Here is an 18,501-nt window from a genome sequence, read left to right on the forward strand (position 1 = left end):
CTCCCCGCCTTCCTCCCGCCGCCCGCCGGCCCGGCACCCGCGGCCGGGCAGCACGAGCAGTGGCGGCTCGTCCTGCCAGGCGGCCGCCGCATCCCGGTCTCCGGGACGGTGCTCCTCGGGCGCAACCCGTCCGCCTCCGCGCACCCCGGCCCTGCCGATCCGGTCGCGCTCGACGACCCCACCTCGACAGTGTCGAAGACGCACGCGGCGGTGGAGGCGGAGGGCCCCGTCCTGCGCGTCACCGATCTCCACTCGACCAACGGCGTCACGGTCGCCGCGGCCGGCACGCAGACCCGCGCGACCCCCGGCCTGCCCCTGGAGATCCCCGCCGGCGCCGAGCTGCGCCTGGGGGAGTACCGGATGCGCGCCGAGCGGGCCTGAGCCGCTCTCCCGGGCTCCGGTGCTACCCTGAACAGGTGCACGCGCGTCTCCTCCTCCTTAGCCGCCGCGGCGAGTCCTAGTCTCAGGCCACCCTCGCCGCGGAGTCCGTCGACGGCTGATCCGTACGCAAGCTAGGAGTTCACGAGAACGATGTCCGACACACGCACCGCACGCACGCTCGCCGAGAAGGTCTGGGACGACCATCTCGTCGCCAAGGGCGAGGACGGCTCGCCCGACCTGATCTACATCGACCTGCACCTGGTCCACGAGGTGACCAGCCCGCAGGCGTTCGACGGCCTCCGCATGGCCGGCCGTCCGGTCCGCCGCCCCGACCTCACGATCGCGACCGAGGACCACAACACCCCGACGATCGGCATCGACCGGCCCATCGCCGACCTGACCAGCCGCACCCAGATCGAGACGCTGCGCCGCAATGCCGAGGAGTTCGGCATCCGGCTGCACTCCCTGGGCGACGTCGAGCAGGGCATCGTGCACGTCGTGGGCCCGCAGCTGGGCCTCACCATGCCGGGCATCACCGTCGTCTGCGGCGACTCGCACACCTCCACGCACGGCGCGTTCGGCGCGATGGCGTTCGGCATCGGCACCTCCGAGGTGGAGCACGTGCTCGCCACCCAGACGCTGCCGCTGAAGCCGTTCAAGACGATGGCGATCACGGTGGAGGGCGAGCTGCGTCCCGGGGTCACGGCCAAGGACATCATCCTGGCCGTCATCGCCAAGATCGGCACCGGAGGCGGCCAGGGCTACGTGCTCGAGTACCGCGGCAGCGCCATCCGCTCGCTCTCGATGGAGGGCCGGATGACGATCTGCAACATGTCGATCGAGGCCGGCGCCCGGGCGGGCATGGTCGCGCCGGACGAGACCACCTTCGCCTACCTGAAGGGCCGCCCGCACGCGCCGGAGGGCGCCGACTGGGACGACGCCGTCGCCTACTGGCGGACGCTGCAGACCGACGACGACGCCGTCTTCGACGCCGAGGTGTACCTCGACGCCGCCGAGATCGAGCCGTTCGTCACCTGGGGCACGAACCCCGGCCAGGGCGTCTCGCTCAGCCAGGCCGTGCCCGACCCCGCCGCGATCCAGGACGCGAACGAGCGGGCCGCCGCCGAGCGTGCGCTGGAGTACATGGACCTCGCGCCCGGCACCCCGATGAAGAGCATCCCGGTCGACGCGGTGTTCATGGGCTCGTGCACCAACAGCCGCATCGAGGACCTGCGCGCGTTCGCCTCCATCATCAAGGGTCGCAAAAAGGCCGACGGCGTCCGCGTCATGGTCGTCCCCGGCAGCGCACGCGTGCGCATCGAGGCCGAGGCCGAGGGCATCGACAAGATCGTGGAGGAGTTCGGCGCCGAGTGGCGGTTCGCCGGCTGCTCCATGTGCCTGGGCATGAACCCCGACCAGCTCGCGCTGGGGGAGCGCTGCGCCTCCACCTCCAACCGCAACTTCGAGGGCCGGCAGGGCAAGGGCGGCCGCACGCACCTGGTGTCGCCGCTGGTCGCGGCGGCCACGGCCATCCGCGGCACGCTGTCGAGCCCGTGGGACCTGGAGCACGACGACGCCGATATCGCGGCAGGGGAGAAGGTGGGCGCCTGATGGAGAAGTTCGAGACCGTGACCGGTGTCGCCGTGCCGCTGCGCCGCTCCAACGTCGACACCGACCAGATCATCCCCGCGGTGTTCCTCAAGCGCGTCACCAAGACGGGCTTCGACGACGCCCTGTTCCACGCCTGGCGGCAGGACCCCGGGTTCATCCTCAACCAGCCCGCCTACCAGGGCGCGACCGTGCTCGTCGCCGGCGCCGACTTCGGCACCGGCTCCTCCCGCGAGCACGCGGTGTGGGCCCTGCGCGACTACGGCTTCAAGGTGGTCCTCAGCCCGCGCTTCGCCGACATCTTCCGCGGCAACTCCGGCAAGCAGGGCCTGCTCACCGGCGTCATCACCGAGGAGGACGCCGAGCGCCTCTGGGAGGCCATCGAGGCGCAGCCGGGAATAGCGGCGACGGTCGATCTGGTTGCCAAGACTGCGACCGTGGGTGCGGTCCAGGTGTCTTTCGACATCGACGACTACACTCGCTGGCGTTTGCTCGAAGGGCTGGACGACATCGCCCTGACCCTGCGCGACGAGGCGCGCATCTCCGAATACGAAAGCGGCCGCGCGTCATGGCGGCCCACGACCCTCCCGGTGAAACTTTGAACTCACTTCTTCAGGACGCCCAGGCAGCTGGAGCGCGCGTCGGCCTCAAGGGCGACCGCATCACGATCAACGGCGGCATCCCGCTCCGGGGCCGCATCGAGGTCCGCGGCGCCAAGAACTTCGTCACGAAGGCGATGGTCGCCGCGATCCTCGGCGAAGGCCCGAGCGTGCTGCGGAACGTGCCGGACATCAGCGACGTCCGGGTCGTCCGCGGGCTGCTCGAGGTCCACGGCGTGAAGGTGACGAACGGCGCCGAGGAGGGCGAGCTCCTGCTCGACCCGAGCGCGGTCGAGTCGGCGCACATGGCCGACATCGACGCGCACGCCGGCTCCAGCCGCATCCCGATCCTGTTCTGCGGCCCGCTGCTGCACCGGCTCGGCGAGGCGTTCATCCCCGACCTCGGCGGCTGCCGGATCGGCGACCGCCCGATCGACTACCACCTCGAGGTGCTCCGCAAGTTCGGCGCCATCGTCGACAAGCTGCCGAGCGGCATCCGGATGAGCGCCCCCAACGGCCTCCACGGCGCCAAGCTCGAGCTGCCGTACCCGAGCGTCGGGGCGACCGAGCAGGTCCTGCTCACCGCGGTCCGCGCAGACGGCATCACCGAGCTCCGTGGCGCGGCCATCGAGCCCGAGATCATGGACCTCATCAACGTCCTGCAGAAGATGGGCGCGATCATCTCGGTCGACACCGACCGCGTCATCCGCATCGAGGGCGTCAAGAAGCTCGTCGGCTACAGCCACACCGCGCTGTTCGACCGCAACGAGGCCGCCAGCTGGGCCGCGGCCGCGCTCGCGACCAACGGCGACATCTACGTCGGCGGCGCGCGCCAGCCCGAGATGCTGACCTTCCTCAACGTCTTCCGCAAGGTCGGCGGCGCCTTCGAGATCCACGACGACGGCATCCGCTTCTTCCACCCGGGAGGCCCGCTCAAGCCGGTCATCATCGAGACCGACGTGCACCCCGGCTTCATGACCGACTGGCAGCAGCCGCTCGTCGTGGCGCTGGCGAAGGCCGAAGGCGTGTCGATCGTCCACGAGACCGTGTACGAGCAGCGTTTCGGCTTCACCGACGCGCTGAACGACATGGGCGCGAAGATCCAGGTGCACAAGGAGTGCCTCGGCGGCCACCCGTGCCGCTTCGGTCAGCGCAACTTCAACCACTCCGCGGTCATCATGGGCCCGGTGGAGCTGAAGGGCGCCGACATCGAGGTCCCCGACCTGCGCGGCGGCTTCAGCCACCTGATCGCGGCGCTGACCGCCGAGGGCCGCTCGACCGTCAGCAACGTGGGCATCATCAGCCGCGGCTACGAGAACTTCATCACCAAGCTACAGCTGCTCGGGGCCGACTTCGTCCTCGAGGGCTGAAGGCACGGATAATGGGAGGGTGCCTCATCCCGACGCCCCCGCTCCCGCTTCCGTGAAGCAGCGCTCCGAGAAGTCCCGTCCGTCGATCTTCTGGGTGCTCGCCGGCATCATCGTGCCCCTCGGCAGCCTCCTCGCCCGGTTCCGCATCGCGGACGGCGAGAAGCTGCCGAGGCAGGGCGCCTTCATCATCTCGCCGAACCACTACAGCGAGATCGACCCGGTGATGATGGGCATGGTGCTCTGGAAGCTCGGCCGGCTGCCGCGCTTCCTCGCCAAGGAGAGCCTGTTCCGCATCCCCGTCGTCGGCTGGTTCCTGCGCAAGTCCGGCCAGGTGCCGGTGTCGCGGGGCGGCGCAGCCCGGGGCGCGGCCCCGCTCGACGCGGCGCAGAAGATCGCCGACGAGGGTCGCATCGTGGTCATCTACCCCGAGGGCTCGCTGACGCGCGACCCCGACATGTGGCCGATGCGCGGCAAGACCGGCGCGGCGCGCATGGCGCTGGAGACGGGCATCCCGGTCATCCCGATCGCACACTGGGGCACGCAGCAGGTCATGGCGCGATATGCGAAGAAGATCTCGTTCTTCCCGCGCAAGACCATCGCCGTGAAGGTGGGCGACCCGGTCGACCTGTCGGCCTTCGAGGGCCGGCCGCTCGACGCGAGCACGCTGAACGAGGCCACCGCCGTCATCATGGACGCGATCACGCATCTGCTCGAGGACCTGCGCGGCGAGACCGCGCCGGCGGAGCGCTGGGACCCGGCCACGCACAACCAGAAGGAGACCGGCCGCTTCGATGGCTAGAGGACAGATGGCGAAAGCGCAGGAGGCCCGCATCCCCGTCCCGCCAACGCCCCGGAGGATCGCCGTGCTCGGCGCCGGGAGCTGGGGCACCACGTTCGCAAAGATCCTCGCCGACGGCGGCAACGACGTCACGCTGTGGGCGCGCCGGCCCGAGCTGGCGCGCGAGATCAACGAGGTGAAGCGCAACAGCGACTACCTCGAGGGCATCAACCTGCCCCGCAACCTGCGCGCGACCTCCCGGCTGGGGGAGGCGATGCGCGACGCCGAGCAGGTGTTCGTCTCGATCCCGAGCCAGTCCCTCCGGTCGAACCTGGAGGCGATGACGCCGTTCCTCGGACCGGAGACGATAGTCGTCAGCCTGATGAAGGGCGTCGAGAAGGGCACCGGCCTGCGGATGAGCGAGGTGATCGCCCAGGGCCTCCCCGTGCCCGTCGAGCGGATCGCCGTCGCCTCCGGCCCCAACCTCGCCCTGGAGATCGCCCGCGAGCAGCCGACGGCCGCCGTGGTCTCGTCGGCGAGCCTCGAGACGGCGCAGGCTGTCGCGATGGCCGCGACCAACCGCTACTTCCGCAGCTTCGTGAACACCGACGTGATCGGCACGGAGTTCGGCGGCGTGCTGAAGAACCTGATCGCGGTGGCGATCGGCATCGTGGACGGCGTCGGCTACGGCGAGAACACGAAGGCGTCGATCATCACGCGCGGGCTCGTCGAGATGACCGACTTCGCCGTCGCCTACGGCGCCGAGGCGCAGACCCTGTCAGGGCTCGCGGGCCTGGGCGACCTGATCGCGACGTGCGAGTCGTCGCTCAGCCGCAACAACACCGCCGGCCGCCTGCTCGGCCAGGGCTACGCCTTCGCCGACGTGGTGAAGCAGATGAACCAGACGGCGGAGGGGCTGGCCTCGGTCGCGCCCATCCTGAGCCTGGCGGAGGCGCGCGGGGTGGACATGCCGATCGTGCGTCAGGTGAGCCAGGTGCTCGCCGGTACGCTCGATCCGAAGGACATCGCTCCGCATCTGACCACGGATTCGGACGAGCCGCAGGGTGAGAGGACATTGGATGACGGACAAGGTCGCGGTCGCGCTTCTGTTTGGGGGGCGCTCAAGCGAGCATTCGATCAGCTGCGCGACGGCGGCGGGAGTGCTCGCGGCGATCGACCGTGAGAAGTATCACGTCATCCCCGTCGGCATCACCCGGGAGGGCGCCTTCACCCTTCAGCCGGACGACGCCGCGCGCTTCGCGCTGAACGCGGAGGAGCTGCCGCACGTCGACGACAACGGGTCGCGCATCCACTGGCCGGACAGCGTCGCGTCGCGCGAGGTGTTCGTGACCGACGCCGACGGCGCCCGCACGTCGCTCGGCGAGGTCGACATCGTCTTCCCGATCCTGCACGGCCCGTGGGGAGAGGACGGCACCATCCAGGGGCTGTTCGAGCTGGTCGGGCTGCCGTACGTCGGCAGCGGCGTGCTGGCGAGCGCGCTCGGGATGGACAAGCACTTCACGAAGACCGTGCTGCAGCAGGCGGGCATCCCGGTCGCCCCGTGGCGCACGGTGACGGCGTACGAGTGGCGGACCGGCGCGGATGCGGTGCGGGAGGCGGCGCGCGAGCTGGGGCTCCCGGCGTTCGTGAAGCCCGCCCGCGCGGGCTCCAGCGTCGGCGTCACGAAGGTCAAGGACTGGTCCGAGCTCGACGCCGCGATCGAGGTCGCGCTGGCCGAGGACGACCGCGTGCTCATCGAGTCGGCCGTCGTCGGCCGAGAGGTCGAGATCGCCGTGCTCGGCGGCCGTCCCGGGGAGCCGACGCGCGCCTCCGTCGCGGGCGAGATCGTCGTGTCGGGCCGCGACTTCTACGACTTCGCCGCGAAGTACCTCGACGCACCCGGCATCGACCTGGTCTGCCCCGCCGACCTGACCGCCGCGCAGCTCGCCGACATGCGCGACCTCGCCGTGCGGGCGTTCGACGCCATCGGCGGGGAGGGGCTCGCCCGGGTCGACTTCTTCCTCACCGCCGACGGGTTCGTCATCAACGAGATCAACACCATGCCCGGCTTCACGCCGATCTCGATGTTCCCGCGCTGCTGGCAGGAGAGCGGCCTCGCGTACCCGGACCTGATCGACGAGCTCATCCAGGTCGCCCTGGCCCGCGCCGCCGCCTGACCGCAACCCCCGAGTACGCAGATTCTCCGCGTACTCGGGCTTTCCGGGGCGAAAACGCGCGTACTCGGGCGGTTACGACGAGGGAGAGGGCGTCGGCGTCGGCACCGCGGTCGGGTCGGTGTCCAGGGTCGAGAGGCACTTCTGGGTCTGCTTGAGGACGGCGATGGCGGAGGCGAACTCCGGCAGCACCGCCGAGTCCGACACGCCCTGCACATGGTCGATGATCACCTCGGTCGCCGGGGTGCGCCCGAAGGTCTGGTAGACGATCGTCTTCGCCGCCGGATCGGTCATCAGCACCCAGTCGATCCCGTTGACGCTCACGCACGGCTTCGTCGTCGCGCCGATCGGGGGCACGCCGCAGCGCAGCAGGACCGCCGTGGGCGAGCCCCATGCCCCGGTCGCCTGCGCGTCGGTGACCCGCTTCTGCTGCCCGGCGACGGCGTCAGGGAGGCGCACCGACACCTCCGCGCAGCCGGGGTCGTTGGCGTCGGCGGCGGGCTCCAGCGAGACGGTGGGGGCGCAGCCGGCGAGGGCGAGGCCCGCTCCGGCGAGCAGCACGGCGAGCAGGGCGGTGAGGGCGGGGCGACGAACGGACATCGGATTCAGGCTACCGTTTCACCTCATGGGGAACTCTGGGAGCACGACCATCCAGGAGGCGTCCGAGCGGGAGGCGCTGCGCCGTATCTTCCCGCGCCTGCCGCAGTCCAGGGCGACGCTGGTGGGCCCGGGCGACGACGCGGCCGTGCTCGCGGCTCCGGACGGCCGGTACGTGGTCACCACGGACATGATGGTGCACGGCCCGGACTTCCGGCTCGCCTGGTCGAGTCCCGCCGACCTGGGCTGGAAGGCCGCCGCCACGAACCTGTCCGACGTCGCCGCGATGGGCGCGGTGCCGACCGCCGTCGTGGTCGCCATCGCCGCGCCTCCCACCACGCCGATCGCCGACCTGGAGGCCATCGCCGACGGGTTCCGCGCCGCGTGCGAGGCGCTGGCACCGGGCTGCGGCGTGGTCGGCGGCGACCTCTCGGTGTCCGAGACGCTCACGTTCGCCGTGACGGCGTTCGGCGACCTGGAGGGGCGGGCGCCCGTCCTGCGCAGCGGCGCCCGGCCCGGCGACGTGGTCGCGGTCTCCGGCCGGCTGGGCGCGGCGGCGGCCGGGCTGCGACTGCTCTTCACGGAGGCGGTGGACGCGGCGGGTGAGCCGGACGCCTCCCGCTTCGCCGCGATAGCGGCCGCGCACCCGGCCGAGGTGGCTGCGCAGCTGCGGCCCGAGCCTCCCGTCGCCGACGGACCGCTCGCGGCGCTGGCGGGCGCGACCGCCATGCTCGACCTGAGTGACGGCCTCGCCCTCGATGCCCGCCGCGTGGCGGAGGCGAGCGGTGTCGCGATCGACCTCGACCCTGAGCTGCTGCGGTCCGCCGCCCCCGGCATGGACCTGCGCACCGCGCTGACCGGGGGAGAGGACCACGGCCTCCTCGCCGCCTTCCCGCCCGGCACCGCATTGCCCGGCGGCTTCCGCGCCGTCGGCGTCGTGCGCGACGGCGTCGGCCTGCTCGTCGCCGGCACGCCGTTCGACGAGCGCGGCGGCTGGGACCCGTACCTGGAGTGGGACGGCAACCGCGGCTGACCGCACCTCCGGAAGCGAACCGCGACACGCCGCCACACGGCCCGCAACTCCGGACGCCCGCACCGCCCCGAGCGCCAACCTCCGGAAAGGGCCGCGCGGCAGTAATGCCGGAGTTCTGGCGTCACGACGAGCCGACCTCCGGATGAGCGCGCGCCGCACCGGCGTGTCGCCCGCGATCTCCGGACTTACGCCCGCCCCACCCACCACAGGGCGGTCTCGCCGTAGTCCTTGCGGCGCTCCACGGCCAGTCCCGCCGGGAGGCTCGGCTCGCCCGTGCGCGTGCTGCGCTCGACGCACACCACCGCGTCCGGCGCGAGCAGCGGCTCCAGCGTCGTCAGCACGGCGAGCAGGTCGGCGTCGCCCACGTCATACGGCGGGTCGATGAAGACGAGGTCGAACGGCCCCGTGGCTCCGGCCAGGTACGCCTGCACGGTCGCCGCGCGGACCTCCACGGTGGGCCGAGCTCCCGCCGGCGCCGCCCGCGTGACCGCCGCCGCGTTGCGCCGGCACACCTGCGCCGCCGCCGCGTTCTTCTCGACCAGCGTGACCGCGGCGGCCCCGCGGCTCGCGGCCTCCAGTCCCAGCGCCCCCGACCCCGCGTACAGGTCGAGCACGCGGGCTCCGCGGATCGCGTCGCGGGCCTCCAGGGCCGAGAACGCCGCCTCCCTGACGCGGTCGCTGGTCGGCCGCGTGCCGCTCCTGGGCACCTGCAGGGTGAGCGAGCCGGCGAAGCCGGAGACGATGCGGGTCATGGCCCAACGAGCCTACCTGGACCGCCCGATGCACTGTTGCATCGGGCGCCGACCCCCCAGAATAGGGGGATGGAGGATCGCCTCGAGCAACCCGAGCTCGATGCGCTCTGGAGGTTCGACGACCCTGTCGCGTCCGCCGAGCGCTTCGCCATGGCCGCAGCAGAACCGTCCCGGTCCGAGTTGGTGCGCGCCGAGCTCGAGACGCAGCGCGCCCGCGCCCTGGGCCTGCAGGGCCGCTTCGCCGAGGCGGAGGCGCTGCTCGAGTCGCTCGAGCCGGCTTTCGGGCGGCTGCACCTGCGCATCCTGCTCGAACGCGGCCGGCTGCGCAGCTCCGAGGGGCGGCCGGGGGAGGCGATCCCGCTGTTCGAGGAGGCCCTCGTCACCGCGCGGCGCGACGACGAGACCTTCCTCGCGATCGACGCCGCGCACATGCTCGCGCTCGCCGACCCGGAGCGGGAGGAGCAGTGGACGGAGGAGGCGCTGGCCGACCTGCGCCAGACGGACGACCCGCGCACGCAGCGCTGGGGCGTCGCCGTGCACTCCAACCGCGGCTGGGCGCTGCTGGAGCGGCACGACGCGGCGCGCGCGCTCGACCAGTTCGAGGCGGCGGTGGAGGCGGCGGAGCGGTTCGGCACGATCGACCAGCGGTTCGCGGCGCAGTGGAGCCTCGCCCGCTGCCTGCGCGAGCTGGGCCGCACGGAGGAGGCGCTCGCCATCCAGCGCCGGCTGGCCGCCGAGCGCCCGGAGGACGCCGACGTGGCGGCAGAGCTCGCCGCACTGACGGAGGCGGCGCCTACGATCGAGTCATGACCACTGCCTCCGCCCCGGCCGTCGAGGGCGCGGTCACCCTCGACTCCCGACTCACCGGCGTGCTCGGCGGACGCACCGCCGGCGCGTTCGAGAAGGCGTTCGGGATGCGCACGGTGGCCGACCTGCTCTCGCACTACCCGCGCCGCTATGCCCGTCGCGGCGAGCTGACCGCGCTCGCCAACCTCCCGCTCGACGAGCACGTCACGATCGTCGCCGAGGTGCTGCGGGTGCAGGAGCGGCCGATGCGGGCGCGCCGGGGCTCGATCCTCGAGGTGAGGATCTCGGACGGCGAGGGCATCCTGACGCTCACCTTCTTCAACCAGGCGTGGCGGTCGAAGGAGCTGGTGCCCGGCGTGCGCGGGATCTTCGCCGGGAAGGTGTCGGCGTACCGCGGCGCGCTGCAGCTCGCGCATCCCGACTACGAGTTGTTCGAGCCGGACGCCGAGAACGCCGTGACGCCGGGGAGCGCAGCCGCGGCCTCCTGGGCGATGACGCCGATCCCGATCTACCCGGCCACCGGCACGGTCGCGAGCTGGCAGGTGCAGAAGGCCGTCGGGCTGGCGCTCGACGCGCTCGGCCCCGTGCCGGACCCGGTCCCGGCGAGCGTGGTCGCTGAGCGCGGCCTGGTGTCGTTCCGGGAGGCGCTGGAGGGCGTCCACCGGCCGCAGAAGGACGCGCAGTGGCAGCGCGCCCGCGACGCGCTCCGCTTCCAGGAGGCGTTCGTGCTTCAAGTGGCCCTGCTGCAGCAGCGCGCCGCCTCCCGGACCGTCGCCGCGACGCCGCGCCGGGCGGTGCCGGGCGGACTGCTCGAGCGCTTCGACGCGGCGCTGCCGTTCACCCTCACCGACGACCAGGGCGTCGTCGGCGGCGAGATCGCGCGCGACCTGGCGCAGACCGAGCCGATGCACCGCCTGGTGCAGGGCGAGGTCGGCTCCGGCAAGACCCTGGTCGCGCTGCGCGCGATGCTGGCGGTCGCCGACTCGGGCGGCCAGTCGGCGCTGCTCGCACCGACCGAGGTGCTCGCCGCCCAGCACCTCCGCTCGATCGCGGCGATGCTCGGGCCCGACCTGTCCGCGCAGCTCATGCCGACCCTCCTCACCGGGCAGCTGAGCGCCGCCGAGCGCAAGCGGGCGCTGCTGCGCACGGTCTCGGGGCAGGCCCGCATCGTCGTCGGCACGCACGCGCTGCTCGGCGACGCGGTCACGTTCTTCGACCTCGGGCTCGTGGTCGTCGACGAGCAGCACCGCTTCGGCGTGGAGCAGCGGGAGGCGCTGCGGGCCAAGGGCGGGACGCCTCCGCACGTGCTCGTGCTGACCGCGACGCCGATCCCGCGCACGGTCGCCATGACGGTGTTCGGCGACCTCGACGTCTCGACCATCGCGCAGCTCCCGGCGGGTCGCCAGGGGATCGAGAGCTTCGTCGTGCCGCTCGCCGACCATCCCCGCTGGGAGCGCCGGATCTGGGAGCGCGCCGCCGAGGAGATCGCCAAGGGCCGCCAGGTCTTCGTGGTCTGCCCGGCGATCACCGGCAAGGAGGCCGAGGACGACGGCGAGGAGCAGGAGCCGGACGACGCCGAGCCGGGGGAGGCGGCACGGCCGATCGCCACGGTGGAGGCGGTCGCGGCCCAGGTGCGCGCCGACCCGCTGTTCGCCGATGCGCGCATCGGCGTGCTCCACGGCCGGCTCTCCAGCGACGCCAAGGACGACACGATGCGCGCCTTCGCGGCCGGCGACATCGACCTGCTCATCGCCACCACGGTGATCGAGGTCGGCGTCAACGTGCCCAACGCCTCCGCGATGGTCGTGCTCGACGCCGACCGGTTCGGCGTCTCGCAGCTGCATCAGCTGCGCGGCCGGGTCGGCCGTGGCGGCGTGCCGGGCCTCTGCCTCCTGGTCACGGGTGCCGAGCAGGGCTCGCTCGCCCGGGAGCGGGTGGATGCGGTGGCCGCCACCCTCGACGGCTTCGAGCTCGCCAACGTCGACCTCGAGCTGCGCCGCGAGGGTGACGTGCTCGGCAGCCGCCAGTCCGGCGGTCGGTCGTCGCTGCGGCTGCTGCGGGTCGCCTCCGACGGCGAGCTGATCGCGGAGGCGCGCGCCGCCGCGGAGGAGACGCTGGAGTCGGAGGGCGGCCTTGCCGCGCACCCCGCCCTGGCCGCCGCGCTCGCGCGCCGGCTGGACGAGTCGGAGCGCGCCTTCCTCGGCAAGTCCTGACGCGCCTCCCTCAGAGTCCCGCCCGAGCGGCCGGCAGCGGTGAACCATAACGGCCGCTGTCTCGTGGAGTCCAGGAGTGCGTCCGCGCAGGTAACGGATTCACAACGAAATGCCGGTTTCCGCGGGATAGTCTGGAGGTCTATGAACAGGATCGCCGTCGTCCCTGGATCGTTCGACCCCGTCACGCTCGGGCACCTCGATGTCATCGAACGCGCCGCGGGGCTCTGGGATGAGGTCCACGTGCTCGTCGTGCACAACCCGGACAAGACGGCCCTGCTCCCGATCGCACAGCGCGTGGCCCTGATCGAGAAGTCCATCGAGGACGCCGGCATCGTCGGCAACATCGTGGTCGCCTCCTGGTCGGTCGGGCTGCTCGTCGACTACTGCACCGACGTCGGTGCGCACGTGCTCGTGAAGGGCATCCGGTCGCAGGTCGACGTCGCCTACGAGACCCCGATGGCGATCGTGAACCGGCACCTCGCCGAGGTCGAGACCGTCTTCCTGCTGCCGAACCCGGCCAACGCCCACGTGTCGAGCTCGCTCGTCCGCCAGGTCTCCGCCCTCGGCGGCGACGTCAGCCCGTACGTCCCCTCCGCCGTCTACGAGTATCTGCAGGAGACATGAACAGTTACGCGACGCGCCAGCCCACCGAGACCTCCGTGGCACCGGAGGAGGTCGGACGAGCCGCGCCCGGGATGGACCTGGCCGAGCTCCGGCGCGCCGCGGACCAGATCAGCGCCAATGTCGAGTCGGTGATCGACGGCAAGCACGAGGCGGTGCAGACCGCGCTCGTGGTGCTGCTGGCCGAGGGGCATCTGCTGATCGAGGACGTGCCGGGCGTCGGCAAGACCATGCTCGCGAAGTCGCTCGCGAAGTCCGTCGACTGCTCGGTGAGCCGCATCCAGTTCACGCCCGATCTGCTGCCGAGCGACGTGACCGGCGTCTCCATCTACAACCAGGCCGAGCGGCGCTTCGAGTTCAAGCCGGGCGCCGTCTTCGCGAACATCGTGATCGGCGACGAGATCAACCGGGCCAGCCCGAAGACGCAGTCCGCCCTCCTGGAGTGCATGGAGGAGCGCCAGGTCACCGTCGACGGCACGACCTATCCGCTCGCTGCGCCCTTCATCGTGGTCGCCACCCAGAACCCGGTCGAGATGGAGGGCACCTACGCCCTCCCGGAGGCGCAGCGCGACCGCTTCATGGCCAGGATCGCGATGGGCTACCCCGACGAGGGCTCCGAGCTCGCGATGCTCACCACCCGCGACACCTCCAGCCCGCTCTCGCGGATCGGTCCGGTGGTGACCTCGGAGCAGCTGCGGTCGATGATGGTCACCGCGCGCAACGTGTTCGCGTCCCCTCCCGTCAAGCAGTACGCCGTCGACCTCGTCCGGGCGACCCGCGAGGACCGCGACCTGCGCCTCGGCGCCAGCCCCCGCGCGACGCTGCAGCTCGTGCGTGCGGCGAAGGCGATGGCCGCCCTCGACGGCCGCGACTTCGTCCTGCCCGACGACATCGACGCGCTGGCCGTGCCGGTCCTCGGCCACCGGCTGCTGCCGACCAGCCGCGCGCTGGGCCATCACCACGAGAGCGCGCCGGTCATCGCGGACATCGTCCGGCGCATCGTCGCCTCCACGCCGGTCCCGGTCGGGTCCGGCGCCATCGGCGGGCGGCCGTAGCCCATGCCGCGCCGCGCCCCGACGGATGGCGCCCCCGGCCGCGCGGCGGCCTCCGGCCGGGCGGCGGCCCCCGGCCGGGCCAGGGCCTCGTCGCCGCTGAAGAAGCCGCGGCCGACGGCCCGAGGGTGGGCGCTGGGCGCGGTCGGGGTCGTCGCGCTGGTGTGCTCGGCGTTCTTCGGGCGGACGGACGTGCTGTTCGTCGGCGTGTTCCTCACCCTGCTCACCCTCGCGGCGATGATCTCGGTCACCTGGGACCGGCCGCGCCTGAGCGTGACGCGCAGCTTCCATCCGGACATCGTCGCGTCGGGCGACTCCGCCGCCATCGTGACGACCGCGCGCAACCTCTCGCCGCGGCCCAGTCCCGCGGCGCGCTGGCGCGAGTTCGCGCCCCCGGCGGTCGCGGTCCAGCGGGCCGCGCCGTTCCCGCGGCTGGGCGCCCACCAGCCCGAGACCTCGCACGGCCGCGACACCGTCGTGCTGCGGCAGGAGGTCGTGGCCCGCAAGCGCGGATCGCACCCGGTCGGCCCGCTCATCATCAGCCGCACCGACCCGTTCGGGATCGCCTACGCCGAGTACGCGATCGGGCAGCCGCGCCAGTTCCTGGTCACTCCACGGGTCGTCGCGCTCGACCGCGGCGAGCTCGACGTGGCGCACAGCGAGGGCACCGAGCACGAGCTGCTGCGGCACAGCATCCCGAGCGCCGACGAGCTGATCGCGCGCGAGTACCGGCCGGGCGACCCCCTGCGCCGGGTGCACTGGCGCGCGACGGCCCGGCACGACCAGCTGATGGTGCGGCAGGAGGAGCAGCGCAGCAACCCCGAGGCGTGGCTGCTCGCCGACACGCGCGCGGGCCTGGCCGACGAGGACGGCTTCGAGGCGCTGGTCGAGCTGCTGGCCTCCGTCGCCGTGCACCTGCTCGACGGGGGCTTCGCCGTGAGCATCGTGGAGACCGCGGGCCGGCAGCTCACCGGCCGCAGCGGAGCCGGCCGCACCGGCACGCTCGGCGGCGCGACGCCGACGTACGACACGGGCGGGGCCGACCGGCTGCTGCTGGCCGACCTCGCCGCCGTCGAGCCGCTCGGCCCGGCGCGCGACGACGCCGTCTCCGAGCTCGCCGCCGGGCTGCGCCGCGCGGGGCGGCCGGTCCCGGTCTTCGCGCTGCTGCTCGGCGGGACGCCCGAGCTCGGCGCGCTGGCGGCGCTGCGCCCGATGGGCGACCCGGCCGTCGCCTTCCTCGGCCCCGGCGCGTCCACCGACGCGGAGGAGGTGCTGAGCGACGCCGGGTGGCTGTGCGTCCCCTTCTCCGCCGGCGACGACCCGGCCGAATCGTGGCAGCGCGCGATGCGCCGCCAGCGGGCGGTGGTGTCCCGTGGTCAGTGAGTCGCTCGCGCTGCCGCTCGCCCGCGCCCGGCGCCGCCGGATCGGCTACTGGCGGATCACCGGCGCGCTGATCCTCCAGCTGCTCGCCGTCAGCCTCGCGCTGGTGGGCCTCATCCAGGGCTGGGGCTGGTGGTTCGCCCTCATGCTGACCTCCAGCGCCCTGCTCGTGCTCGGCGCCGCGCTGCGCACGCTGGGCGTGCACCGGGGCCTGGTGCCGGTCCTCCTGCTGCTCGTGTCGGCGGGGATCATGACGGCCGGGTTCGGCCGCGGGACGGGCCTGCTCGGGCTGATCCCGACCCCGCGCACGTTCGAGGCCTGGGCGGAGTACGGCCGCCAGGCGCTGCTGTCGATCTACCAGCAGGGCACGCCGGCCGAGAGCCTGCCCGAGTTCCTCTTCCTCGTGGTCGGAGGCGCGTGCCTGCTCGCGCTCATCCTCGACACCGTCGCCGTCGCCATCCGCACCCCTGCCTTCACCGCCCTCGGCGTCGGCGCCGTGCTCGTCGTCCCGGCCGCGCTGCTCGGGGACGGGCTGGACCCGGTCGCGCTCGCGGCGTCGGCGGCCGCGTTCCTCTGGCTGCTCCGCTGCGACGTCCGCACCAGGCGGCCCGGGTCCCCGCGGCCCGTCGCCGCCCTGTCCATCGGCGTCGCCTCCGTCGCCATCGCCGCGCTGCTCGCGGGAACGGCTCCCGGGTTCGACCGGGGAGGCGCGACCCAGTTCACCGCGGGCGGCATCAACATCGGCGGCACGGTCACCCCTCTCGTCGACCTCGGCAAGGACCTGCGCCGGCCCTCCGCCGTCCGGGCGCTCACGTACACGACGACCGCGGCCTCCGGGCAGTACCTCAAGCTCGCCTCCCTCGACCAGTTCACCGGCTCGGTCTGGAAGCACCGCGCCCGCGACACCAACCGCCTGCCAGACGGCGGGGAGATCGGCCCGGTCACCGGGTTGGCCGACGACGTGCAGCGGGTCGAGATCAGCACCGACGTCACCATCGACAACATGCTCAGCCGCTGGCTGCCGGCGCCCTACCCGGTGAAGTCGGTGAAGGGGCTCGACGGCACCTGGTCGTGGAACCCCGAGGACCTCACCATCGGCGGCGTCAACACGACGACGCAGGGCCAGCGGTACACGGTCACCTCGCTGCTGCTGCAGCCGACCGCCGAGCAGCTGAAAACCGCAGGCGGCTTCGTTCCCGAGGAGGCGCAGCGCGACCTGTTCCTGCCCGCCAACATCCCCGGCATCATCGCGACCACGGCGCTGAAGGCGACCGAGGGCGCGACCTCCGAGTACGAGCAGGCCGTCGCGCTGCAGGACTACTTCCGCGACAACGACTTCGTCTACTCCACGCAGACCCCGCTGCAGCAGGGCTACGACGGCGACGGCGGCCGCGTGATCGCGAAGTTCCTCGAGGTGAAGAGCGGCTACTGCGTCCACTTCGCCTCGGCGATGGCGCTGATGGCCCGCTCGCTCGGCATCCCGGCGCGCGTGGCGGAGGGCTACCTCCCCGGCTCGACCAGCGGCGGCACGGCCAGCAACCCCGGCGAGTACACGGTCACCAGCGACGACCTGCACGCCTGGCCGGAGCTGTACTTCGCCGGCGTCGGCTGGGTGCCGTTCGAGCCGACGGTCGGCCGCGGCACCATCCCGTCGTACACGCGGCCCGAGACGACGATCGTGACGCCCGTTCCGCAGTCGACCCCCGGCTCGACCTCGCAGGCGCAGCGCATCATCCCGACCGACCCGGCGAACGTCGCCGGAGCACGCGCCACGACGCCGCCGTCGCCGCTGCAGCCGGTGCTCTCGGGCGCCGGCGTCGCCCTCCTCGTGCTCGCCGTGCTGCTCACGCCCGCGGTGCTGCGCCGGGTGCGCCGCCGCTCGCGCCTGCGCCGTCTCGGCGAGTCGTGGGGAGGCGCGTCCATCGTCTGGGACGAGCTGCGCGACACCGCCCGCGACCTCGGTTGGGAGGCGCCGGCCACCGAGACCTCCCGCGTCTTCGCGCAGCGGGTCGCGGTCGCCGTCCGCGGGACGCCGGGGGAGGAGGCGATGTCGCGGCTCCTGGAGGTGCGCGAGCGCGACGCGTACGGCCCGCCGACGCGCGCGGTCGCCGTCGGCCTGGCCGACGACCTCGGCCGCGTGCTCTCCGCGCTAGAGGCGCAGGCGGGCCGCGCCAGGCGGGTCCGCGCCGTGCTCGTTCCTGTGTCCTTGCTGCCAGCAGGCTGGCCGCCCGCCGCGAGCCCGGGGAGGGCCTCGTAGAATAGTCGGTCGTGACCACGTTCAAAAAGACTCCGTACACGGTCCATGTGTACGACCTCATCCGCCGACCCGGCGCGATGAAGGCGCAGCGCCTGAGCATCCCCGTCGACGAGAAGCTCGGCGAGGGGCTCCTGTCCGTGCCAGAGGGCGCGACGATCGACCTCGACCTCCGGTTGGAGTCGATGCACGAGGGGATCCTCGCCACCGGCGAGGCCTCCACGACGGCCACGGGTGTCTGCGGGCGGTGCCTCATCGACATCCAGCAGCCGGTCCAAGTCGATTTCCAGGAACTTTTCGCGTATCCTGCTGAGGAAGCTTTCGATCATGAGGTTCACGACGACCACGTGGATCTTGAACCTCTGATCAGGGATGCGGTAGTGCTGTCACTGCCGTTTCAGCCGGTGTGCCGGCCGGACTGCCCGGGTCTCGACCCCGAGACCGGGGAGAGGCTGGCGGATGTACCGGACCGTGAGCCCGCCCAGACCATCGATCCGCGCTGGTCTGCGCTCGCGGCTTTCCAGGCTTCCGACACCACTGAATCCACCAGCAGCAGCGCCCCGTCCGACGGGGCCGGAGAAGAGAGATAGACATGGCCGTTCCGAAGCGGAAGCAGTCTCGCGCCAACACGCACGCCCGTCGTTCGCAGTGGAAGGCCGAGGTCCCCACGCTCGTCAAGACCATCGAGAACGGCAAGGTCACCTACTCCCTGCCGCACCGCGCCAAGGTCGTCGAGGACTCGGCGGGCACCGCCCTGTTCCTCGAGTACAAGGGCCGCAAGGTCGCCGACGTCTGATCGTCACTGACGACACATTGAGCACCGTGGTCGGCGAGAATCCTGACCGCAGCGCACTGTCCGAGAACTGTCTCTTATACACATCT

General features: G+C 72.5%; 18 protein-coding genes. 16 read left to right on the forward strand and 2 right to left on the reverse strand.

Features of this window, described 5'->3' with window-relative positions; all coding sequences use genetic code 11:
• The 7 genes from ACR9ZG_RS11885 to ACR9ZG_RS11915 form a co-directional block, all read left to right on the forward strand.
• Positions 1 to 381: FHA domain-containing protein (locus ACR9ZG_RS11885; RefSeq protein ID WP_481285048.1), on the forward strand; the 381-nt coding region annotated here is incomplete at its 5' end.
• A 150-nt stretch (positions 382 to 531) separates the two neighbouring features.
• Positions 532 to 1,992, forward strand: a complete 1,461-nt coding sequence (gene leuC, locus ACR9ZG_RS11890; protein ID WP_481285049.1) for a 3-isopropylmalate dehydratase large subunit — start codon at positions 532 to 534, stop codon at positions 1,990 to 1,992.
• On the forward strand, positions 1,992 to 2,591 hold the full coding sequence (gene leuD / locus ACR9ZG_RS11895) for a 3-isopropylmalate dehydratase small subunit (protein WP_481285050.1): 600 nt from the start codon (positions 1,992 to 1,994) through the stop codon (positions 2,589 to 2,591). The genes leuC and leuD overlap by 1 nt, the downstream gene beginning before the upstream one ends.
• Complete coding sequence (gene murA / locus ACR9ZG_RS11900; protein ID WP_481285051.1) at positions 2,588 to 3,958, forward strand: UDP-N-acetylglucosamine 1-carboxyvinyltransferase; 1,371 nt, start codon at positions 2,588 to 2,590, stop codon at positions 3,956 to 3,958. The genes leuD and murA overlap by 4 nt, the downstream gene beginning before the upstream one ends.
• Before the next feature lie 19 nt (positions 3,959 to 3,977).
• Positions 3,978 to 4,757 (forward strand): lysophospholipid acyltransferase family protein, encoded by a 780-nt coding sequence (locus ACR9ZG_RS11905; RefSeq protein WP_481285052.1) that lies wholly within the window; start codon positions 3,978 to 3,980, stop codon positions 4,755 to 4,757.
• Positions 4,758 to 4,764: 7 nt separating this feature from the next.
• Positions 4,765 to 5,919, forward strand: coding sequence for an NAD(P)H-dependent glycerol-3-phosphate dehydrogenase (locus ACR9ZG_RS11910; RefSeq protein ID WP_481285053.1), 1,155 nt, complete (start codon positions 4,765 to 4,767; stop codon positions 5,917 to 5,919).
• The gene (locus ACR9ZG_RS11915; protein ID WP_481285054.1) at positions 5,816 to 6,913 is read left to right on the forward strand and encodes a D-alanine--D-alanine ligase family protein; all 1,098 of its coding nucleotides are present in this window, start codon (positions 5,816 to 5,818) and stop codon (positions 6,911 to 6,913) included. Before ACR9ZG_RS11910 ends, ACR9ZG_RS11915 begins: the two co-directional genes overlap by 104 nt.
• Before the next feature lie 72 nt (positions 6,914 to 6,985).
• On the opposite strand, the gene ACR9ZG_RS11920 is transcribed toward ACR9ZG_RS11915, so the two are convergent.
• Complete coding sequence (locus tag ACR9ZG_RS11920) at positions 6,986 to 7,510, reverse strand: DUF3515 family protein (protein ID WP_481285055.1); 525 nt, start codon at positions 7,508 to 7,510, stop codon at positions 6,986 to 6,988.
• Between the two features lie 25 nt (positions 7,511 to 7,535).
• On the opposite strand from ACR9ZG_RS11920, the gene thiL reads away from it, so the two are divergent.
• Positions 7,536 to 8,540, forward strand: coding sequence for a thiamine-phosphate kinase (gene thiL, locus ACR9ZG_RS11925; RefSeq protein ID WP_481285056.1), 1,005 nt, complete (start codon positions 7,536 to 7,538; stop codon positions 8,538 to 8,540).
• A gap of 185 nt (positions 8,541 to 8,725) precedes the next feature.
• On the opposite strand, the gene rsmD is transcribed toward thiL, so the two are convergent.
• Positions 8,726 to 9,292: a 16S rRNA (guanine(966)-N(2))-methyltransferase RsmD gene (gene rsmD / locus ACR9ZG_RS11930; protein ID WP_481285057.1), complete on the reverse strand. Its 567-nt coding sequence runs from the start codon at positions 9,290 to 9,292 to the stop codon at positions 8,726 to 8,728.
• Between the two features lie 69 nt (positions 9,293 to 9,361).
• Between rsmD and ACR9ZG_RS11935 the strand changes: the two genes are divergently transcribed.
• The 8 genes from ACR9ZG_RS11935 (at position 9,362) to rpmF (ending at position 18,415) form a co-directional block, all read left to right on the forward strand.
• On the forward strand, positions 9,362 to 10,102 hold the full coding sequence (locus ACR9ZG_RS11935; protein ID WP_481285058.1) for a tetratricopeptide repeat protein: 741 nt from the start codon (positions 9,362 to 9,364) through the stop codon (positions 10,100 to 10,102).
• Positions 10,099 to 12,312 carry an ATP-dependent DNA helicase RecG gene (locus ACR9ZG_RS11940; RefSeq protein ID WP_481285059.1) on the forward strand — a complete coding sequence of 738 codons (2,214 nt, stop codon included), beginning with the start codon at positions 10,099 to 10,101 and terminating at the stop codon, positions 12,310 to 12,312. Before ACR9ZG_RS11935 ends, ACR9ZG_RS11940 begins: the two co-directional genes overlap by 4 nt.
• Before the next feature lie 141 nt (positions 12,313 to 12,453).
• The gene (gene coaD, locus ACR9ZG_RS11945; RefSeq protein ID WP_481285060.1) at positions 12,454 to 12,936 is read left to right on the forward strand and encodes a pantetheine-phosphate adenylyltransferase; all 483 of its coding nucleotides are present in this window, start codon (positions 12,454 to 12,456) and stop codon (positions 12,934 to 12,936) included.
• Positions 12,933 to 13,988, forward strand: coding sequence for an AAA family ATPase (locus tag ACR9ZG_RS11950; RefSeq protein ID WP_481285061.1), 1,056 nt, complete (start codon positions 12,933 to 12,935; stop codon positions 13,986 to 13,988). The genes coaD and ACR9ZG_RS11950 overlap by 4 nt, the downstream gene beginning before the upstream one ends.
• 3 nt (positions 13,989 to 13,991) lie before the next feature.
• Positions 13,992 to 15,368 carry a DUF58 domain-containing protein gene (locus ACR9ZG_RS11955; protein ID WP_481285062.1) on the forward strand — a complete coding sequence of 459 codons (1,377 nt, stop codon included), beginning with the start codon at positions 13,992 to 13,994 and terminating at the stop codon, positions 15,366 to 15,368.
• Positions 15,358 to 17,622, forward strand: a complete 2,265-nt coding sequence (locus ACR9ZG_RS11960; protein WP_481285063.1) for a transglutaminase TgpA family protein — start codon at positions 15,358 to 15,360, stop codon at positions 17,620 to 17,622. Before ACR9ZG_RS11955 ends, ACR9ZG_RS11960 begins: the two co-directional genes overlap by 11 nt.
• Positions 17,623 to 17,699: 77 nt before the next feature.
• On the forward strand, positions 17,700 to 18,209 hold the full coding sequence (locus tag ACR9ZG_RS11965; protein WP_481285064.1) for a YceD family protein: 510 nt from the start codon (positions 17,700 to 17,702) through the stop codon (positions 18,207 to 18,209).
• 2 nt (positions 18,210 to 18,211) lie between these two features.
• Positions 18,212 to 18,415 carry a 50S ribosomal protein L32 gene (rpmF, locus tag ACR9ZG_RS11970; RefSeq protein WP_018190667.1) on the forward strand — a complete coding sequence of 68 codons (204 nt, stop codon included), beginning with the start codon at positions 18,212 to 18,214 and terminating at the stop codon, positions 18,413 to 18,415.
• Positions 18,416 to 18,501: the final 86 nt, after the last annotated feature.

Source organism: Leifsonia sp. KNZ12-8B (assembly GCF_056755495.1).

What these genes read in the sequence shown, in the direction of transcription:
- thiL (WP_481285056.1), top strand. Translation starts at nt 7,536, where the DNA reads ATGGGGAACTCTGGGAGCACGACCATCCAGGAGGCGTCCGAGCGGGAG.
- ACR9ZG_RS11965 (WP_481285064.1), top strand. Translation starts at nt 17,700, where the DNA reads ATGAAGGCGCAGCGCCTGAGCATCCCCGTCGACGAGAAGCTCGGCGAG.
- rsmD (WP_481285057.1), bottom strand. Translation starts at nt 9,292, where the DNA reads ATGACCCGCATCGTCTCCGGCTTCGCCGGCTCGCTCACCCTGCAGGTG.
- ACR9ZG_RS11935 (WP_481285058.1), top strand. Translation starts at nt 9,362, where the DNA reads ATGGAGGATCGCCTCGAGCAACCCGAGCTCGATGCGCTCTGGAGGTTC.
- ACR9ZG_RS11915 (WP_481285054.1), top strand. Translation starts at nt 5,816, where the DNA reads ATGACGGACAAGGTCGCGGTCGCGCTTCTGTTTGGGGGGCGCTCAAGC.
- ACR9ZG_RS11955 (WP_481285062.1), top strand. Translation starts at nt 13,992, where the DNA reads ATGCCGCGCCGCGCCCCGACGGATGGCGCCCCCGGCCGCGCGGCGGCC.
- ACR9ZG_RS11940 (WP_481285059.1), top strand. Translation starts at nt 10,099, where the DNA reads ATGACCACTGCCTCCGCCCCGGCCGTCGAGGGCGCGGTCACCCTCGAC.
- ACR9ZG_RS11950 (WP_481285061.1), top strand. Translation starts at nt 12,933, where the DNA reads ATGAACAGTTACGCGACGCGCCAGCCCACCGAGACCTCCGTGGCACCG.
- leuD (WP_481285050.1), top strand. Translation starts at nt 1,992, where the DNA reads ATGGAGAAGTTCGAGACCGTGACCGGTGTCGCCGTGCCGCTGCGCCGC.
- ACR9ZG_RS11910 (WP_481285053.1), top strand. Translation starts at nt 4,765, where the DNA reads ATGGCGAAAGCGCAGGAGGCCCGCATCCCCGTCCCGCCAACGCCCCGG.
- rpmF (WP_018190667.1), top strand. Translation starts at nt 18,212, where the DNA reads ATGGCCGTTCCGAAGCGGAAGCAGTCTCGCGCCAACACGCACGCCCGT.
- ACR9ZG_RS11920 (WP_481285055.1), bottom strand. Translation starts at nt 7,510, where the DNA reads ATGTCCGTTCGTCGCCCCGCCCTCACCGCCCTGCTCGCCGTGCTGCTC.
- coaD (WP_481285060.1), top strand. Translation starts at nt 12,454, where the DNA reads ATGAACAGGATCGCCGTCGTCCCTGGATCGTTCGACCCCGTCACGCTC.
- leuC (WP_481285049.1), top strand. Translation starts at nt 532, where the DNA reads ATGTCCGACACACGCACCGCACGCACGCTCGCCGAGAAGGTCTGGGAC.